This window comes from Bradyrhizobium sp. AUGA SZCCT0182, assembly GCF_018130185.1.
Taxonomy (GTDB): domain Bacteria; phylum Pseudomonadota; class Alphaproteobacteria; order Rhizobiales; family Xanthobacteraceae; genus Bradyrhizobium.
On the sequence record NZ_JAFCLY010000008.1, the window covers coordinates 140329 to 157813 of the forward strand.

A 17485-nucleotide genomic window follows, 5' to 3' on the forward strand; every position below is an offset into this window, starting at 1 on the left:
CAGGGACTTGGGCAAGCTCCCCATTTTTCTGGCGCGGTGTGATTTTTTTCGTGTAACCTGCGGCCAATGTTGCCGCCGAAATCTTTTTCGATTCTGCCAGGGGGATTTTTCTGATGCGCTTCCCAACCCTCGTCCTTTCCCTGATTTGCATGGTCTTCACCGCCGGCGCCGCCAGCGCCGAAAGGCGGGTCGCCTTCGTGGTCGGGAACGGCACCTACAAGAACGTCGCCGCGTTGCCCAATCCGTCGATCGACGCGAAGGCGATGGCAGCCGCCTTGCGCAACGTCGGTTTTGAAGTGGTGGAAGGCTCCAACCTGACCCGCGACAAGATGACGGAAAAGCTGCTCGATTTCGGCAAGAAGGCGCAGGGCGCCGACGTGGCAGTGTTCTTCTACGCCGGCCACGGCATCGCCATCGGCGGCACCAATTATCTGCTGCCGATCGACGCCGACATCAAATCGGAAATGGACGTCAAGCTCGGCGCAGCCATCAATATCGACCTCACGCTCGACCAGACCATGAGCGACGCCAAGGTCAAGCTGGTGCTGCTCGATGCCTGCCGCGACAATCCGTTCGCCGCCAAGATCAAGTCCAACGCGCCGTCCACCCGCAGCGTGTCGGTGCAGACTGGCCTTGCCGAAATGAAATCCGGCGAAGGCACGCTGATCGCGTTTGCGACCGGCCCCGGCCAGACCGCGCTTGACGGCAAGGAAGGCGGCAATAGCCCGTTCACCCGCGCGCTGCTCGCCAACCTCACCCAGCCCGGCGTCGAGCTTCAGCAGGCGATGACCAAGGTCCGCGCGCAGGTCCAGGAGGAAACCAACAAGGGTCAATTGCCCTGGGGCAACACCAATCTGACCGGTGCGGTTTACCTCAACGGTGCGCCCGCGCCTGCCGCGCCCGGAACCACGCCGGCGGTGGTCGCCGCCGCACCGGGCAGCGACGTCGAACTCGAGTTCTGGCGCTCGATCAAGGACTCCAACAAGGCGGAAGAGCTCAACGCCTACGTGTCGAGCTATCCCAACGGTCAGTTCAAATCGCTGGCGCTGGCACGGATCGCCTCCCTGGAGAGCAAACCGGACAACGCCACGCGCAACCTGACCACCGGCATCGATCCGGCGACGTTCAAGGACGAAGCGAACCAGACCACCGAGGATCAGATTGGCCTCGACAAGGGCCAGCGCCGCGACGTCCAGCGCCGCCTGAACGGTCTCGGCTTCGACACCAAAATGTCCGGCACCTTCGATGCACCGACCCGGGCCGTGATCACGCGCTGGCAGGCCGCCCGCGGCTACCCCAAGAGCGGCTACCTCAACAGGCTGCAGCACAAGGCCCTGTTGACCGAGATCGTGGCGGCGCCGCCGACCGCAAGTTCCAGCGACGAGGAAAAGCCGCGCCGCCGCGCCAATAGTGGCGGTGGTCAACCGCAGCCGCAGCGTCAACACAGCGGTGGCGGCGGCCCCGATCCGGCGGGTGCCGGCCGTTTCATCGGCGGCGTCATGGGCGGCATGCTTCGCTAGGGAATAGCGTTTTCGAGCGAAAGCCCTACGCACAATCGACAGCAAAAAGCCCGGGATCATCCCGGGCTTTTTCATTCGGAACTGGGGTTGGACAGCCCCAAGCAGTCCGCGTTGCCTCCGGTCAGTTTGACGAATTTGTCGCCGCCCGACGTCAGCCGGCACATCTCCACTTCCTTGCCCGAGGGCACCGACTTGGCACAGGTGATCTGCGGATTGTTGTCGTATTTGGTGGTCGAGAATCTACACGTGACGATGCAGGAAGCGTCGCTGGCGAGCGGGTTCGTCATCGCGATGCTGGCGATCTCGTCGCCCGGCAGGATCGTGCAGGTGAACGGCGCCTGATCCGCCCTCGCCGGATCGGCGAGGCAGCCGCCGATCGCCACTCCGAAGCAGCTCAGGACAACCAGCCGGAAGCGGGCGAGGACAGGACGCATTCGCGCGTATCTGTTTCGAGGGCTATTTGCCGGCGGCCTTGCGCAACGCCGCGTTGATCCGGTCCTGCCAGCCGGCGCCGCCTTCCTGGAAATATTCGAGCACATCCTGGTCGATGCGCAGCGACACCAGTTCCTTCACGCCGGGAAGCGCCGTCGGCTTCGGTGGCGCCTCCACCACCTTGGTGGTGGTGCGCTTGAACGCCGCCTCGGCCTCGCTGCGGGCGTCGTTCAGGGTCCTCGGCCGTCTCGGCTGGTCCGCCATCGCTAAATTCCTTCAAACAATACGGTCGACAGATAACGTTCGGAGAATGACGGCACAATGGCGAGGATGGTCTTGCCGGCGGCCTCCGGACGCTTGCCGATCTCAAGTGCCGCGGCGATCGCCGCCCCCGAGGAGATGCCGCCCGGAATGCCTTCGTTGCGGGCCAGCGCGCGCGACATTTCGATCGCGGTCGCCGAGTTGATCTTGACGATCTCGTCGATCACGGAACGATCCAGAATGTCCGGAATGAAGCCGGCGCCGATGCCCTGGATCTTGTGCGGCGTATGCTGTCCGCCCGACAACACCGGGCTTTCCTCGGGCTCGACGGCGATCACTCGCAGCGAAGGCTTGCGCGGCTTCAGCACCTGGCCGACGCCGGTAATGGTGCCGCCGGTGCCGACGCCAGCGACAAAGAAATCGATATTGCCGCCGGTGTCGTTCCAGATTTCCTCCGCGGTGGTGCGGCGGTGAATTTCGGGATTGGCGAGGTTCTTGAACTGCTGTGGCATCACGGCGTTCGGCGTCGTGCGCACCAGCTCTTCGGCGGTCGCGATCGAGCCTTTCATGCCCTGCGCCGCCGGCGTCAGCACGATCTCGGCGCCGAGGAAGGCCAGCATCTTGCGCCGCTCGATCGACATCGATTCCGGCATTACGAGTTTCAACCGGTAGCCGCGTGAGGCCGCTACGAAGGCCAGCGCAATGCCGGTATTGCCCGAGGTCGGCTCGATCAGCACGGTGTCGGCGTTGATCACGCCGGCCTTCTCCATCGCGATCACCATCGCCGCGCCGATGCGGTCTTTGACGCTTGCCGCCGGGTTGAAATATTCGAGTTTAGCTAAAATGGTAGCGCTGACACCGTGGGCTTGCGGCAGTTTGCGCAAGCGGACGATCGGCGTGTCGCCGACGGCATCGACGATGCTGTCGAACACCCTGCCCCGTCCGGGACGGTGCACTGCACCCGTGGCTGACGATGCCTCCATCACAACGCTCCTATAGTGATAATATGCCCGGAATTCGGGGCTCTCTTACTTAGGAGGTGGCCGAGCTGATGCGCAAGTCCGAAACGTCAGAGTCAAAATTCGCTGCATCGCAAAATCGAAAGTTCGCCGATAACGTCGTTCCAACGCATTTGTGTTGCGACAACGTCAAATAAATCGGTTTATACTTTCGTCGTGAGTTGAGCTTCCGCTTCAGATCGCAAGGAGGTCACGATGCCAGCAGTTGCTGAAGTCCTGTCCGTCGCATCTAGGCCCGACCCGCGTGGCTGTGATTTACCGACCTGCCCGGTATGTGCGGACTCCATGGTGGCCGCGGAAGCTTCCGCCTACATGTATGACAACGTCATCGGTTATCTCTGGACCTGCGATACCTGCGGTTACGGCTTCGTGACCAAGCATTCGATCCGGAGGTTCGCCTGTAACTGAGGTCCTTTACCTCGGAGCAATGTCACCGCGCGCCCATTCGGCGCGCGTTTGTTTTTTGAACGCTTCAAAGCTGCCGTTGCCGATCGCGTCCCGCATGCCCTGCATCAGACTCTGATAGTACGCGATATTGATTTCCGACAGCAGCATCGCGCCCAGCGTCTCGCCTGATCGCACCAGATGATGCAGGTAGGCGCGCGAGTATTCGCGCGTCGCCGGCCACGTGCTCTCCTCGTCCAGCGGCCTCGGATCGTCGGCGTGACGGGCATTGCGCAGATTGATCTGGCCGAAGCGGGTAAATGCCATGCCGTGCCGGCCGTTGCGGGTCGGCATCACGCAGTCGAACATGTCGATGCCGCGCGCTACCGCCTCCAGCAGATCTTCGGGCGTGCCGACGCCCATCAGATAGCGCGGACGATCCTGCGGCAGCCGGGGCGCGGTCTCCTCGATCATGGCGAGCATCACCGCCTGGGGTTCGCCGACCGCAAGGCCGCCGATCGCATAACCGTGGAACCCGATCTCGACCAGCCCGCGCGCGCTCACATGGCGCAGTTCGGGCACGTCGCCGCCCTGCACGATGCCGAACAGCATGTAGCCGGGAGGCGCACTCTCGAAGGCGCGTTTTGAGCGCTCGGCCCAGCGCAACGAGAGCTGCATCGCGCGTTCGATGTCGGCGCGTTCGGCCGGTAGCCGCACGCATTCGTCCATCTGCATGGCGATATCCGAGCCGAGCAGCCGCTGCACCTCGATCGATCGTTCTGGCGACAGCTCGACCTTGGCGCCGTCGATATGCGAGCGAAAGGTCACGGCGTGCTCTGTCACCTTGCGCAGCTCTGAAAGTGACATCACCTGGAAGCCGCCGGAATCGGTCAGCATCGGCCCCTGCCAGCCCGTGAATTTCTGCAAGCCGCCAAGGGCGGCGATCCGCTCGGCCCCCGGCCGCAGCATCAGATGATAGGTATTGCCGAGCACGATATCGGCGCCGGCATCGCGCACCTCGCGCCAGTGCATGCCCTTCATCGCGCCCGCGGTGCCGACCGGCATGAAGGCCGGCGTCCGCACCACGCCGTGTGGGGTGGAGAGCCGGCCGAGCCGGGCCTGGCCGCAGGTGGTGAGCAGCTCGAAATGATTGGGAACGTCCATGGGTGAGCTTATGGCGTAACAGATGCGCCCTGTTCAACAGGCCATTCAGCCTCTTTTTCCCTCCAAAACCCGTTGACGGCGGCACAAGTCTCCCGCATAAGTCCGCCCCATGAACGCGACCACCAAACGTACCGCGAAAACCAAAGCACCCTTGGGGGGCTCGGGAGCCGTGCGCGCGTAGTCGAACGATCGCATCATCTGAACCGAAGCCCCGCCTGAAAAGGACCGGGGCTTTTTTTATTGCCTGCAGCCTACTCAAACCAAAGGAAGACGAACGTGAGCAACGATCCAGTAGTGGCCATTGTCGGCGTGACCGGCGCCGTCGGGGCCGAATTCATCGCCACCATGGACAATCGCAATTTCCGCGTCGGCAAGCTGAAGGCGCTGGCGAGCGCACGCTCGGCCGGCCAGACCGTCAACTTCCGCGGCGAGCAGGTTGTGATCGAAGAGCTCACCCCGCACTCCTTCCACGGCGTCGACATCGCCCTGTTCTCGGCCGGCGGCAGCATTTCGAAGAAGTATGCGCCGATCGCGGTGAAGTCGGGCGCCGTCGTGGTCGACAATTCGTCCGCCTTCCGGATGGACCCGGACGTGCCGCTGGTCATTCCCGAGATCAACGCGGGCCGCATCCGCGACCACAAGGGCATCATCGCCAATCCGAATTGCTCGGCGATCACGGCGCTAGTGCCGCTGTGGCCGATCCACAGGCAAAACCGCATCAAGCGCATGATCATCTCGACCTATCAGGCCGCCAGCGGCGCCGGTGCGGCGGCGATGGAGGAACTCAGGGAATCGACCCGCGCCAACCTCGAGGGGCGGCCGTTTACGCCCAAGGTGATCCCGCTTCCCTACGCCTTCAACGTGTTCAGCCACAACACCGCGATTGATCCGGCGACGGGCTATAACGACGAAGAGACCAAGGTCATCAAGGAGACGCGGAAGATTTTCGAGGACGAGAAGATCGCGATCGGCGTCACCTGCGTGCGGGTGCCGGTGCTTCGCGCGCATTGCGAGGCCATCACCTTCGAATGCGAGCGCCCGATCTCGGAAGACGAGGTGCGCGCGATCCTGTCGAAGGCGTCGGGTGTCAGAATCGTCGATGATCGGGCGAAGAATTACTTCCCGATGCCGATCGACGCTTCAGGCCAGGACGACGTGCTGGTCGGCCGCATCCGCAAGGATCTCAGCGATCCCACAGGCCATTCGATCGCGATGTTCGTCTCGGCAGACCAGCTGTTGAAGGGCGCCGCCCTGAACGCCGTCCAGATTGCGGAGCTGCTGCCACAACGCGCGATGGCGTGAGGTGAACGCGTGGAGTAGGTTAGACGTCGCTAACCAACTCCACGCTTCGCGCATCATTTTCATGCGACGAAGCATGCTCGCTTTTGCTCGCGAGGAGATCGCTGATGATACGGCTTTACTACTATCCCGGATTCATCAGCCTCTTTTCGCATATATTGCTCGAAGAAATTGGCGCTCCCTATCAGCTCATTTTTGTCAATCTGAGCGGCGGCGCGCACAAGGGACCCGATCATCTCCGACTGAATCCAAACGGTCTAGTCCCGGTTCTCGTGCAGGATGACCTGGTCTTGTACGAATCCGCAGCCATCTGCCTGCATTTGGTCGATACCTATCCGGGTTGTGAGCTGGCTCCGGCTATGGGGACTGGCGAACGCGCGCACTTTTATAAGTGGCTGATGTGGTCCTCGAGTACGTTACAGCCTGCATTATCGATGTATCTGCATCCCCATAAATGGGCCAACGATCCAGCCATGTTTCCCGAGTTGCGAGCGTGTGCTGAACAGAAGGTGTATGGCTTGTTCGATATGCTCGACGGTGCGCTCGAATCTCACGGTGGCCCGTGGTTGTTGGGTGATACTTACTCGGCAGTTGACGCTTGTGCGCTTACTCTGTGTCGATGGTCACGTGGAATGCCGCGTCCGGGAGCAAGCTGGCCCCATGTCGGTCCGTACATGAATCGCATTCTGGCAAGACCTGCGGTTCAACGCGCGCTGCAACAGGAGCATTTGCAAGAACCCTGGATTTGACCGATCGCGTGCCGTCGAGCTGACGCGCCCTTTGCGTCGCCGGAAATGAGAAATTCCTGACATCGATGAGGGGCGCGCAGCGCCTGGCTGGCTTCACGGCGAATCGTTGGTTAAGTTCGCGATCGCTACCGAACCTGAAGGCTGACGATGCCGAAGCGAAGCTGGGTCTATCTCCTCGCGCTGGTCTTGATCTGCGCCATAGCCGGATCGTGGTACTATTATTACAAGAGCAAGTGCCACGGCATGGATGAATGCGCCGCTCAAGCCGCCGAAGGTCGGGAGCGGGACAAGCCGAGCGAGCCGCGTTGATCGACATATGAAAGACCGACAGACCGCCGTTGTAGCGCGTTTCCTGCGCCCCTAGGCACGCGACAGCGTACATGTGTTGGTGGGTTCGCTGCGTTCTGGCCACCCTGCGCCCTGCGCGAATATGCCCATAAACCCAGCCTGCCTTTTGCTTTCAAATGCTCCCGCAGCGTAGTAGCGTTTGGGCTGGTCCCCCGGGCGACAGGACGTGTCACCGGGGGATAGTCGTCAAAGCGGGGCTGATTTGCTGTTTCCGACCGATCTAGCGTCGTTTCTCGATCTCATACGCCAGCACGGCGATGCGGCCTACAGCCTGATGTTTGCTTATGCGGCCTCGCACAGCCTGCTGCTAACGCTGTTCGCAGGCTACGCCGCGCATGCAGGCGCACTGAATTTCGGCACGCTGATCACGGTTTGCTGGCTCGGCACCTTCACCGGTGATGTCATCCGGTTCTGGATCGGGCGGCGTTATGGCACACGCTGGCTTGGATCCTTTCCGAGGCTGGAACGTGCCGTCCAGATCGCAGCCCGGCTGGCCGACCGTCACTATGCCTGGATGATCCTGTTTCATCGTTTTCCGCACGGCATTCGTGGCGTCGCCGGCTTTGCGTATGGAATATCGCAACTGCCCTGGTCCACTTTCCTGGCGTTCAATTTCGTCGCGGCGGGCCTGTGGTCCTGCACGGTCGTCTCGGCCGGCTACGCTTTTGGTCAGGTCTCGGAGAAAATGATGAGCGATGCTTCCTCCGGCGTGGCCTTCGCGCTGCTGGTCGTGTTCCTCGGCCTGTCCTGGTTCTTGAGCAAGAAGCTCGAGCGCGCCGTCGAACGAAGCTAAAGCGTCGATCACTCACTCCCGCGCGCGAAACAACAGGCAGGCGTCGCCATAGGAATAGAAGCGATAGCCGCTGGCGATCGCGTGCGCATAGGCCTGCTTCATCGTCTCCAAGCCGCTGAACGCCGACACCAGCATGAACAGCGTCGAGCGCGGCAAATGGAAGTTGGTCAGCAAAATATCGACCGCGCGAAAGCGATAGCCCGGCGTGATGAAGATCGCGGTCTCCGCGCCAAACGGCTGGATGGCGCCGTCCTCGGCGGCCGCGCTTTCCAACAGCCGCAACGATGTGGTCCCGACCGCGACGATGCGGCCACCTTTGGCACGGGCCGTGTTCAAGGCGGCGGCGGTCTCGGCCGAGATCGAGCCCCATTCGGCATGCATCCGGTGTTCTGACGTTTCCTCGACCTTGACCGGCAGGAAGGTCCCTGCCCCGACATGCAAAGTCAGCCGGTGCAGTCCGACGCCGCGGTCGCGCAACGCCGCCTCCAGCGCCGGCGTGAAATGCAGCCCCGCGGTGGGTGCCGCGACCGCCCCCTCATTGGCCGCGAACATGGTCTGGTAATCGGCGGCATCGCGATCGTCAGGCGTACGCTTGGAGGCGATGTAGGGCGGCAATGGCGGCGTGCCGAGGTCGGCGATGGCCTGGTCGAGCGTTGGTCCCTGAAACGAGAACGACAGCGTGATCTCGCCCTCTTCGCCCTTGGCCTCGACCTCGGCATCGAGATGACCGAGCAGGCAGACCTTGCCTTCATTGCCGAAGCGCACCACGTCGCCCGGCGCCAGCTTCTTGGCCGGCTTGACCAGCGCCCGCCATCGCGAGCCGTCGAGCCGCTTGATCAGTGTTGCCTCGATCTTCGGTTCGGTCTCGCGGCCGATGCGGCGTCCCCTGAGCTGGGCTGAAATCACCTTGGTATCGTTGACGACGAGCTGGTCGCCAGGCTGCAGCCATTGCGGCAGCTCGGCGACGCTGCGATCCTGCAACGCGCCACCCGGCTGCACCACCAGCATCCGCGCAGCGTCACGCGGGCTCGCGGGCCGCAACGCGATGCTGGCGGGGGGCAGTTCAAAGTCAAAGAGATCGGTGCGCATGGCGCAATGCGCTCCAGCGTTGCCTCTCAGCGTCATTCCGGAGGCCGCGTGAAACGCGGCAATCCGGAATCTCGAGATTCCGGGCTCGCATCTTCGATGCGCCCCGGACTGACGGCGGCGGCGTTACGCGGCGTCTTCAGCCATATGCGCCTTGACGATCTTGTCCGGGTTCTGCACCGGCTCGCCGCGCTTGATCTTGTCGACGTTCTCCATACCGTCAGTGACCTTGCCCCAGACCGTGTACTGGCCGTTGAGGAAGGACGCGTCGTCGAAGCAGATGAAGAACTGGCTGTCGCCGGAATCCGGGCTTGCGGCGCGCGCCATCGAGGTGGTGCCGCGCACATGCGGCTCCTTGTTGAATTCGGCCTTCAGCTTCTTGCCGGAGCCGCCGGTGCCGGTGCCCTGCGGGCAACCGGTCTGCGCCATGAAGCCCTCGATCACGCGATGGAACACGATGCCGTCATAAAACCCTTCGCGCACCAGTTCCTTGATGCGGGCGACGTGGCCCGGCGCCAGATCCGGGCGCATCTCGATGGTGACGGGACCCTGCGTGGTCTCAAGGATCAAAGTATTTTCTGTGGCTGCCATGCTCTTCTCTCATCAGGTTTGGGTGGACGTTTACGGGTTCGAAAAGGGACCGCTAAAGGCCGGCCGGCAACGGCACCGCCCAGTCCCTCGGTAAATGGCAACGGCGTACAGCGTTGCAATGTTTCCATCACCGCGATGCGGTATTTGAGCCGGTCGTTATCGCTGGCGTGTTCCGATTCATAGGTAATCCTGGGCTGGCCGAGAATGACGCCCGCGCGGTTGAAGCTGACGACCACGGTGATGTCGATCGGGTTGGCTTGCGACAGCGGCGGCGGCTTCCAGCACGACTGCAGCCGCACAAAGATGTCCTTGAGTGTGTCGAGTTGCAGCGGTTGTGCCGAGGCCTGCACCGTCGATACCAGGTACAACAGCAGCGCGGCAAACCCGAGGAGCGGCTTGCTGCGCGACGTTGTCATGGCTCACTTGATATCGGATGCGACTTGTACCTTCACCATCTTGTCAGGGTCGGTGACCTGTCCACCGGACGATCCCGGCGGCGCCTTTTTCAGCTTGTCGACCACATCCATGCCGGACACGACCTCGCCGATCACGGTGTACTGGTTGTTCAGGCTCGAGCCTTCCGCGAACATGATGAAGAACTGCGAGTTCGCGGTATCGACGCTGTCGCCGCGCCGCGCCATGCCGACGATGCCGCGGGTGAACGGCACCTTGGAGAACTCCTGCTTCAGGTTCGGATATTTCGAGCCGCCGGTGCCGTTGAAGTTCTGGCCGTCGCCGGTCTGCGCCATGAAGCCGTCCATCACGCGATGGAACGGCACGTTGTTGTAATAGCCCTCGCGCGCCAGCTGCTTGATGCGCTCGGCATGCTGGGGCGCGAGGTCGGCCCGCAGCTTGATCACGATGCGACCTTTCGTCGTGTCGATCACGACCGCATTGGCCTTGTCGAGATTGGCCGGCAGCGGCTGGGCGATCGCGGGAGCCGCGCAAAGGAGCGCGGCGACAAAAGCGAGAATGCGGATCATGAAAACTCCGGGATCGAGAGAGTAAGGCTTTGCGAGCGCAGGACGGGCGCTAGCTGGCGAATTTGGCCTTGAGTTTGGCTGCGATCGAGGGCGGCACGAATGCGGAAAAGTCGCCGCCCATGCCCGCGATTTGGCGTACCAGTGTGGCGGTGATCGGGCGGACCGCCGGCGACGCCGGGACGAACACCGTATGCACCTCAGGCGCCATGGTCTGGTTCATGCCGGCAAGCTGCATCTCGTAGTCCAGATCGGTGCCGTCGCGCAGGCCCCGAATCATGATGGTGGCGCCGGCCGCCCGGGCTGCCGCGACTGTCAGATTGTCGTAGGTGGAGGCCTCAAAGGCGCAACCGGCGCTCTTCGCGATGGGCGCGCATACCTCCTCGAGCATTTCCAGGCGTTCTTCGGTCGAAAACAGCGATGACTTTTTGCCGGGATGGACGGCAACGGCGACGATCAGGCGGTCGCACAGGGTCACAGCGTGCTGGACCACGTCCAGATGGCCGTTGGTGACGGGGTCAAAAGAGCCGGGATAGAGCGCGATACGGGGCATAGAACCCTCCTAACCCGCCCCGGGCGGCCCGGCAAGCGGGCCAGTCTCTTGTTTTGACGCGTTTTCTTCACGCGAACCGGTACCTCCCCGGATCAAGCCCGGGGCAGGCTTCGCTCGAAACCGCTCCGGTTCCCCGCAAACCCGCCTTTTTATTTGGGATCGGCCAATGAACCACTTTTGGGGTCGGCGCGTCTGCTTAAGGAGCCGGCAATGTTTCGTCCCATCGGGGCGACGAAACAAAACTCGGCCCGGACGAAACCATTTTTGGGCTTGGCGAAGACACCCGGAAACGCCGCCTAGGTACACATCCATCCAACGAAACGACGGGCCGAACGGCCCATGACAGGGGACCGTCATGATCAAGGCACTTTCCGCAATCACCTTTGCAGCGCTCATCGCCACAGCACTGACCATTTTGCCCGGCTTTGCCCCCTCGGTTGAAGCCAGCGTGCCGCAGGCGCTTGCCAAGGGTGACCGCCTCGACATCCGCACCGTTGGCAAGGATTGCTCGCAGCAGGCTTGGCCGAATTTCGAGGCTTCCTGCCTCCGCGCTGCCGGTTCCAAGTCGTTGATCCGGGAAGCGCGCCTGGTTACCGCCGACCGCACCCCATAAGGGTCGCTGCCCCCACTAATTAGCCGTCAGATTGCTCTGATTTGAAGTCCTCGGGATGCCCCCCGGGGACTTCGGCGTTTCAGGAAGCAGTCAGCAACCACTTCCAGAAGGATCATTGCTGCGATCGACGCGCTCGGGCCCTGTCATCCCAGCGGCCCAGCATTTGAGCGAGATCGCCATGCGCCTGTTTGGCGGGAGCCTGGTTGGTATTCGCGGGAAGCGGCCGTCCCGCATCTACGTAGTTCTTCCATCTGCGGGCGCTCTCACGCCGTTTTCGGGACATACGGTCACGCGTGTAATATCCAGCAGCGTAGGCCACCCCGAGCAAAACCAGAATAGCAAGGACGTCCAGCATCTCATGTGCTCCGCGCGCAGGGCCTGAGGGGGCCGGACAGAGAACCGTGCATGATCAAGCAATCATCCAGATCATGACCTTCCAGAACGACAGGCCGAGCAAGTACAACCACCCCGTCATCAAGGGAACGACGAGCGCAGCATAAAGTGCGGCGACGAAGACGCCGCCGAGATCGGATCGGCCCGCCGTCTCTACACAAGTTTCCTCGACGCCTGGATGACGCAGCTCTCTATCGATTGTGACGCTCGGGTATGCCGACATGATTGAGTTCCACAACTTTATCGCGACCGCCAGCCGGCGGTCGAGGTAGCGGCGACGTTTGGCAAAAGTTTGGTGCGGTGGAACCAGCGGAACGAATGCCGTCGTGTTCCCGGGGCGCTGCGTTCTTCCGCGCCGGCCACGACGCGGCGATGGTTTTCCCAGGTTGTGCTTCGTTTCACCCGTGCTATTCGCTTGGCAAAGCAGTCGCTGGAATCGACGTCCATGCCGGATAACGCGCCAACGCCGCTAAAGCCTCGGCTGGCAATCTCGATCGACCAGGCGCGGGCGATCACGGGTCGCCTCGCTCCCCGTTCTTCCGTAGTAGGCGCCACCGAGCTGCGCGGCGGAGAGATCAGCGCGATATTCGAGATCACGCTGGCAGATGCCTCTTCCTACATTCTCAAAATCTATCCGGCGTCGATGGCGTGGAAGATGGCGAAAGAGGTCCACGTGCTGGACCTCCTGCGCGGTATCAGCACGCCTGTTCCCCGCATTCTCGTCGCCGACGATACGCGGTCGGTCATCGACCTCCATTTCGTCCTGATGAACAAGCTCGACGGCTTAGTATTGGGTAGGCACGAGGCGGAACTGCCGGACGCCGAGCTGTTTGCGATCTACGCCGAGATGGGCGCGAGCCTGCGCGAGATCAACGACATCACGCTCGACAGCTTCGGCTATATCGGCCCGAACGGCGTCTGGACGCCTCACGCCACCAACCGCAACTACATGTCTTCCCAGTTCGAGCGGAAGCTGACGGAGTTCGGCGAGCGCGCCGGCGATCCCGCGCTAGCCGAGCGGCTCAGGGTCGGCATTGCCGCGCGCCGGCATCTGCTCGACGGAGCGGTCGTCCCTCGCCTTTGTCACTACGATCTTCACGCCGGAAACGTGCTGGTGACGTCAAGCCGCGCACCGCTTCTGTCCGGCATCGTCGATTTCGAAAACGCCACAGCCGGCGATCCACTGATGGATATTGCCAAGGCGCTCTACTACTTCAAACCGCAGGAAAAGTCGCAGGACGCACTGAAGCGGTCGGGATTGCTTGCCGGATATGGCGTCATCGAGCGCCCGAACTGGCAGGACACAATCGACCTCTACCGGCTCTGCTGCACGCTGGAGCTATGGTGCTGGAAGGTACAGTTCGGCATGCACGACGGGCTTGCCGAACTTACCCGGGAGTTGGAAAGCGTCGATTGGCGCTAACCGCCCGTTGGCGTCGTGAGCATCGAAGAACGCTGCCAGGGGCCTGTGGCCATTGAGCGAAGGAACGTGCGCCACGTATTGGTCCGGTCGCACAACCTCCAGATAGTGCAAGCCGCGCCACGGTCGCACACGACCGCCTCCACATTGAAACAAAAATTGATCGAATAAGGCAGAATAACGGGGATAATTCCCAAAACGGTCTTGATTTCCCGCTCCGCTTTCGGCGGGGCGTGTTTTGTTTGATGGGTAAGAAGACATGACCGATCAACAATTGACTGTTCAGGCGATTAGCGAAGCGCAACGCATACTGGAAGATTACCTTCGGCCCTGGCCGCAGAACAATGAAACTATCCTCGACAGCTTGGTGGAAGTTCTCGGCCGCCCCGATTTGGTAGTCGCTGTAAGCCGCTTGCAGCAACAAGCGCGCAAATGAGAAAACTCCCACCAATCGCCTTGGCCGTTTGGATTGCTACGCTCTTGCCAGTTGGGATGCCAAACGCGCAGGCCAAACAACAATGCAGCGCCGCGACGCCGTCAAATACGCACGGGCGTTGGTGGTCCTATCGTCTGATCGATGGACGAAAGTGCTGGTACGAAGGCAAGCCCATGCTGTCGAAATCGTTGCTGGAATGGCCCAAGGAAGCATCCCCGCAACCCGTTTCCGCCGGAAAAGTTACAACCGCGGCCACAGAGAAGTCCGGCAATCCATTGGACTCCCAAGCCTGGGCACTGAAGGACTATGATACTTTCGAAGCGCGATGGCGCGAAAGGGTGAGCATGCAATAGGCGTTGCCGCCAAAGGCAAGGCTTGAAGCACCGGGATCTCGCCAACGCGCCACAGACATTTCGTTCTTGGCGAGTGGGAAGATTGCTTATCTTTCAACCAAGCGGAAACCAGCCATGCGAACGGCTGCAGATTTCAATCTCTATTACGCGACCCCTGACCCCTGGCATATTTCCCACGCCCAATTCAGGGACAAGGTGTTGCGCCGATGCCTGAAGCCATTCATCCGGGACAAATCCGTTCTTGAGCTCGGCTGCGGCGAAGGCCACTTGACGCAAGCTATCTTTGACAAAGCACGATCGGTGGTTGGCATCGACATCAGCGATGTAGCAATTGCTCGCGCCAAATCGCTAAGCCTGCCAAACGCCAGATTTGAAAGCGTTGATTTTTTGCAAGCCTCATTCGAGGGGTACGACGTCATCGCAGCCCTCGAATGCGTCTACTATCTGTCCCTGCCGGAGCGGGAAGCGTTCCTGGAGAGGGTCGCCAGAGAGCACTCTGGCAAGATGCTTTTGCTTTCGGGTCCAATCGTCGACTACAGAAGACACTTCGGTCATAAACGATTGATGCACGAGTTCACGACTCTGGGGTTCGTTCCCCTTGAATTTCATAACCTGTCCGTTTACTGGCATCCGCCTTCATCTCGAATTATCGCCGGCCTGATCAAGCTGCCACTTGGATACACCTTGCTTGATTGGATACCGGAGCCGATGATCTATCAAAGGCTATACGCGCTTCGAGCACCGAAGCAGCACTGACTGGGTTATCCGATAAACCGACAACGCGACTTCGTGTGGTCTCTGCCGGAACAAGCATCAGAGCTACTCGGGCAACCCCGCTTTCCGAAGGCCCTCGATAAACAGCTTCGCGTTTGACCGTCCGCCGCGAGCGATGTACGTGGTTATTGTTAAATTGGGATCGTGCTCAAGCACACTCGCCGCCGCCGCGTGCGCCTCGGCGTCACGTCCAAGATGGGCGAATGCGGACGCGAGACAGCGGTAAGCTGACGAATAAGGGGCCCGCAAAATGCCACTTGAGGCAATTTGGGCTCTCCGGCAATTACCGCTCACACGAAAATCCTGACCTGCCCGCTCCACGTCCGCCGTTGCATTGACATCGGTGGGCCCAGCCGTCATGTCGGCTATGGGTCATTTTCTGGACTTAGGCGCGCGCAGAACTGCGAGGTCCGTTGTATCCAAAAGAGCGGACGTCGCTAGGCCGCCCCGGCAGATCTGCTTCGTGCTGCCAAGAACGGAAGTCCAGCCCTACCCCTTCATGAGCCCGGCCTATCCCTGAAACCAGACGTCGTAGCACTGCAACGCGACTAGATGGAGTGCTCATGCGAGAGCACTCGGAATCAAAGAAGGTCAAACACGTGCTTGCTGGCGCTCGCCACCAGGCATACGCCCCAAACGACCAGCGCGCCCCCGACGGCGTAGGCCAGCCAGTGGCCGATCGGCAAAGTCTTTTCGAGCAGGACGAGCGCTGCGAGCCCCCCGACCCACCAAAGATTCATAACACCGCCAAAAAACAGCAGCGCCATTAGGAACGAGCAGCATCCTAGGCAATAGGCACCGTGTGTCAGGCCCATGCGGAATGCACCACCGCGTCCGACACGCCAGTGGGCGGCTAGGAAGCTGACGGGCGAACGGCACTGGCGCAAGCAGGCATGCTTGATCGGCGAAAACTGCCAAAGCCCGGCGGCGATCAGGATCGCGGCGCCGAGCCAGGCCGTGGTGGTAACCATCATTGCCGACAGCAGTCCGCTTTTTTCCAGCCCCCACTGCATCGCGACCGCCCCCGCACTGAAGCAGGCCCAAGCTGCGAGATAGCCTGAGGCAAAGATGCCGGTCGACACCCACGGCCGTTCAGCCGCTCGTTCACGCTGGCTGACGCGCGCGAAAATTAACAGCATCGGCGTGGCGCTCGGCAGCATCATTGCTACCATCATCACAAACCACATCAACAACATCAGCGCAGCATAGCCTGCCGTCCAGATCGCCGGCGTCATCACCATGTCTCGAGGCATGCGCGTTACCTCGACCGCGCTCATGTCCATGCCGGCGCCGAGCGCAACCCAAAACCACGACAGCGCGATGACCGAGAGCAACCCCACCCCCACGATCACCCGGTCTCGGTGCAGTACCTTTTCGAGCATCGACGGCAGCAGCTTCATCGCCAGTGAGGTCGTCTATGGCCGTCCGAATTTCTGCTTGTATTCGTCGTAGGAGTGGACGAGTCCGTTCGGATCCCAAGCGACATTAGCAAGCGAACTGTGCCGGCGGTTAAGATCGAACTTGATCGCGCCGATCCCCTTGGCGAATCCGGCGGCGCTTTCGGCTTCATGGAACACCCAGCCGTTGGGCAGCACCGTCAGCATGCGGTGCTCCTCGTCGGTCACCGGATTGCGGATCGGCTCGCTGTTGGCCCTGACAAAGCCCGGCACCTCAATGCGTGCGGTGCGCTTTGCCAAGTCCCATTCAAAAGTGATTTTCGAGAACTGCGGGTCCTTGATGGTCTCGATAATGGTTGAAAAAATTTGGAACATCGTGCCGGCCTTTTGGTCCTCGCCGGACAGGACATAGAACAGCGCGTCCCGCTGCGCGTCGTTGGCACGCTCGTCGATGATCGGCTGTAAGACGCCGTGGCCGTGGTGGATGGCTCTGGGAAAGTAAAAAGTGGCCACCACCGCGAGACCGTCGAGACTGAGTTTCTCGCAGTGGCCCTTGTCGATCTTGAAGGCTACTAAGCCGGTGCAGATCCCGTATGTCGGATCGGCCATCGACTCGCATGGACAGCCAAGGTCGCAACTGCAGTATTCAACGTACTTAGCTTCGATGCGCCAATCACGTCCAGCCATGAAATCCTCCTCTTCGCTCCCGAAAACTCAGCTCCCATGTCTCGCAGGACCCCGCCTGCTAAGGTCAACCGCGAGGTCATCTCTCAAGCCAAACATCGTCGGCAGCCTAATCTTCAATGCAGACTTCCCAATGCCATTCGATGTTCCGACCTTCTCGGATCTGGCAGCATTAGGAGTGCGTCAGAGAAGCCGACACAACCTAAGTACCCGATGCGGTAATCTTCACCCGCCGG

Annotated in this window: 23 protein-coding genes; 11 read left to right on the plus strand and 12 right to left on the minus strand. The window is 61.3% G+C overall.

What is annotated here, in order from left to right; genetic code table 11:
- Positions 1 to 113 precede the first annotated feature (113 nt).
- Positions 114 to 1520 (plus strand): caspase family protein, encoded by a 1407-nt coding sequence (locus JQ611_RS11750; RefSeq protein WP_212390587.1) that lies wholly within the window; start codon positions 114 to 116, stop codon positions 1518 to 1520.
- A gap of 71 nt (positions 1521 to 1591) precedes the next feature.
- Here the strand turns inward: JQ611_RS11750 and JQ611_RS11755 are convergent, their stop codons facing one another.
- Genes JQ611_RS11755 through cysK form a run of 3 tightly spaced genes read right to left on the minus strand, consistent with a single transcriptional unit; the run spans position 1592 to position 3196 of the window.
- Positions 1592 to 1954: a hypothetical protein gene (locus JQ611_RS11755; protein WP_249133101.1), complete on the minus strand. Its 363-nt coding sequence runs from the start codon at positions 1952 to 1954 to the stop codon at positions 1592 to 1594.
- Positions 1955 to 1976: 22 nt separating this feature from the next.
- The gene (locus JQ611_RS11760; protein WP_192736086.1) at positions 1977 to 2216 is read right to left on the minus strand and encodes a BrnA antitoxin family protein; all 240 of its coding nucleotides are present in this window, start codon (positions 2214 to 2216) and stop codon (positions 1977 to 1979) included.
- A 2-nt stretch (positions 2217 to 2218) separates the two neighbouring features.
- Positions 2219 to 3196, minus strand: coding sequence for a cysteine synthase A (cysK, locus tag JQ611_RS11765; protein WP_192736087.1), 978 nt, complete (start codon positions 3194 to 3196; stop codon positions 2219 to 2221).
- Positions 3197 to 3427: 231 nt separating this feature from the next.
- On the opposite strand from cysK, the gene JQ611_RS11770 reads away from it, so the two are divergent.
- Positions 3428 to 3640, plus strand: a complete 213-nt coding sequence (locus JQ611_RS11770; protein WP_192736088.1) for a hypothetical protein — start codon at positions 3428 to 3430, stop codon at positions 3638 to 3640.
- 6 nt (positions 3641 to 3646) lie between these two features.
- On the opposite strand, the gene tgt is transcribed toward JQ611_RS11770, so the two are convergent.
- Complete coding sequence (tgt, locus tag JQ611_RS11775; RefSeq protein ID WP_212262810.1) at positions 3647 to 4780, minus strand: tRNA guanosine(34) transglycosylase Tgt; 1134 nt, start codon at positions 4778 to 4780, stop codon at positions 3647 to 3649.
- 276 nt (positions 4781 to 5056) lie between these two features.
- Between tgt and JQ611_RS11780 the strand changes: the two genes are divergently transcribed.
- From JQ611_RS11780 to JQ611_RS11795, 4 genes are all read left to right on the plus strand, one after another.
- Entirely contained in the window at positions 5057 to 6082 is a 1026-nt protein-coding gene (locus JQ611_RS11780; RefSeq protein WP_212465513.1) for an aspartate-semialdehyde dehydrogenase, read from the plus strand.
- 104 nt (positions 6083 to 6186) lie between these two features.
- On the plus strand, positions 6187 to 6828 hold the full coding sequence (locus tag JQ611_RS11785) for a glutathione S-transferase family protein (protein ID WP_212465514.1): 642 nt from the start codon (positions 6187 to 6189) through the stop codon (positions 6826 to 6828).
- A 147-nt stretch (positions 6829 to 6975) separates the two neighbouring features.
- Complete coding sequence (locus JQ611_RS11790) at positions 6976 to 7137, plus strand: hypothetical protein (protein ID WP_212262807.1); 162 nt, start codon at positions 6976 to 6978, stop codon at positions 7135 to 7137.
- 241 nt (positions 7138 to 7378) lie between these two features.
- Positions 7379 to 7969 carry a DedA family protein gene (locus JQ611_RS11795; RefSeq protein ID WP_212465515.1) on the plus strand — a complete coding sequence of 197 codons (591 nt, stop codon included), beginning with the start codon at positions 7379 to 7381 and terminating at the stop codon, positions 7967 to 7969.
- A 12-nt stretch (positions 7970 to 7981) separates the two neighbouring features.
- Here the strand turns inward: JQ611_RS11795 and queA are convergent, their stop codons facing one another.
- The 5 genes from queA to coaD form a co-directional block, all read right to left on the minus strand.
- A complete protein-coding gene (queA, locus tag JQ611_RS11800; RefSeq protein WP_212465516.1) occupies positions 7982 to 9058 on the minus strand; it encodes a tRNA preQ1(34) S-adenosylmethionine ribosyltransferase-isomerase QueA in 1077 nt (358 codons plus the stop codon).
- A 123-nt stretch (positions 9059 to 9181) separates the two neighbouring features.
- On the minus strand, positions 9182 to 9646 hold the full coding sequence (locus JQ611_RS11805) for a peptidylprolyl isomerase (RefSeq protein ID WP_212262804.1): 465 nt from the start codon (positions 9644 to 9646) through the stop codon (positions 9182 to 9184).
- Positions 9622 to 10062: a hypothetical protein gene (locus JQ611_RS11810; protein WP_212465517.1), complete on the minus strand. Its 441-nt coding sequence runs from the start codon at positions 10060 to 10062 to the stop codon at positions 9622 to 9624. The genes JQ611_RS11805 and JQ611_RS11810 overlap by 25 nt, the downstream gene beginning before the upstream one ends.
- A 3-nt stretch (positions 10063 to 10065) precedes the next feature.
- The gene (locus JQ611_RS11815; protein WP_212262802.1) at positions 10066 to 10629 is read right to left on the minus strand and encodes a peptidylprolyl isomerase; all 564 of its coding nucleotides are present in this window, start codon (positions 10627 to 10629) and stop codon (positions 10066 to 10068) included.
- A gap of 49 nt (positions 10630 to 10678) precedes the next feature.
- On the minus strand, positions 10679 to 11179 hold the full coding sequence (coaD, locus tag JQ611_RS11820) for a pantetheine-phosphate adenylyltransferase (RefSeq protein WP_212390581.1): 501 nt from the start codon (positions 11177 to 11179) through the stop codon (positions 10679 to 10681).
- A gap of 355 nt (positions 11180 to 11534) precedes the next feature.
- On the opposite strand from coaD, the gene JQ611_RS11825 reads away from it, so the two are divergent.
- Positions 11535 to 11792, plus strand: coding sequence for a hypothetical protein (locus JQ611_RS11825; protein ID WP_212262800.1), 258 nt, complete (start codon positions 11535 to 11537; stop codon positions 11790 to 11792).
- A gap of 409 nt (positions 11793 to 12201) precedes the next feature.
- Here the strand turns inward: JQ611_RS11825 and JQ611_RS11830 are convergent, their stop codons facing one another.
- Positions 12202 to 12408, minus strand: coding sequence for a hypothetical protein (locus tag JQ611_RS11830; protein ID WP_212465518.1), 207 nt, complete (start codon positions 12406 to 12408; stop codon positions 12202 to 12204).
- Positions 12409 to 12630: 222 nt separating this feature from the next.
- Here JQ611_RS11830 and JQ611_RS11835 point away from each other — a divergent pair, with 222 nt between their 5' ends.
- The 4 genes from JQ611_RS11835 to JQ611_RS11850 all read left to right on the plus strand — a co-directional run bounded on the left by JQ611_RS11835 (position 12631) and on the right by JQ611_RS11850 (position 15150).
- The gene (locus JQ611_RS11835) at positions 12631 to 13608 is read left to right on the plus strand and encodes a phosphotransferase family protein (RefSeq protein WP_212465519.1); all 978 of its coding nucleotides are present in this window, start codon (positions 12631 to 12633) and stop codon (positions 13606 to 13608) included.
- 256 nt (positions 13609 to 13864) lie between these two features.
- The gene (locus JQ611_RS11840) at positions 13865 to 14041 is read left to right on the plus strand and encodes a hypothetical protein (RefSeq protein ID WP_211996742.1); all 177 of its coding nucleotides are present in this window, start codon (positions 13865 to 13867) and stop codon (positions 14039 to 14041) included.
- Complete coding sequence (locus JQ611_RS11845; RefSeq protein WP_249133104.1) at positions 14038 to 14394, plus strand: hypothetical protein; 357 nt, start codon at positions 14038 to 14040, stop codon at positions 14392 to 14394. The genes JQ611_RS11840 and JQ611_RS11845 overlap by 4 nt, the downstream gene beginning before the upstream one ends.
- A 114-nt stretch (positions 14395 to 14508) precedes the next feature.
- The gene (locus JQ611_RS11850) at positions 14509 to 15150 is read left to right on the plus strand and encodes a bifunctional 2-polyprenyl-6-hydroxyphenol methylase/3-demethylubiquinol 3-O-methyltransferase UbiG (RefSeq protein ID WP_212465520.1); all 642 of its coding nucleotides are present in this window, start codon (positions 14509 to 14511) and stop codon (positions 15148 to 15150) included.
- A 599-nt stretch (positions 15151 to 15749) separates the two neighbouring features.
- Here JQ611_RS11850 and JQ611_RS11855 read toward each other — a convergent pair.
- A complete protein-coding gene (locus tag JQ611_RS11855; RefSeq protein WP_212465521.1) occupies positions 15750 to 16568 on the minus strand; it encodes a DUF2182 domain-containing protein in 819 nt (272 codons plus the stop codon).
- Between the two features lie 15 nt (positions 16569 to 16583).
- Entirely contained in the window at positions 16584 to 17252 is a 669-nt protein-coding gene (locus JQ611_RS11860) for a DUF1326 domain-containing protein (protein WP_212465522.1), read from the minus strand.
- Positions 17253 to 17485: the final 233 nt, after the last annotated feature.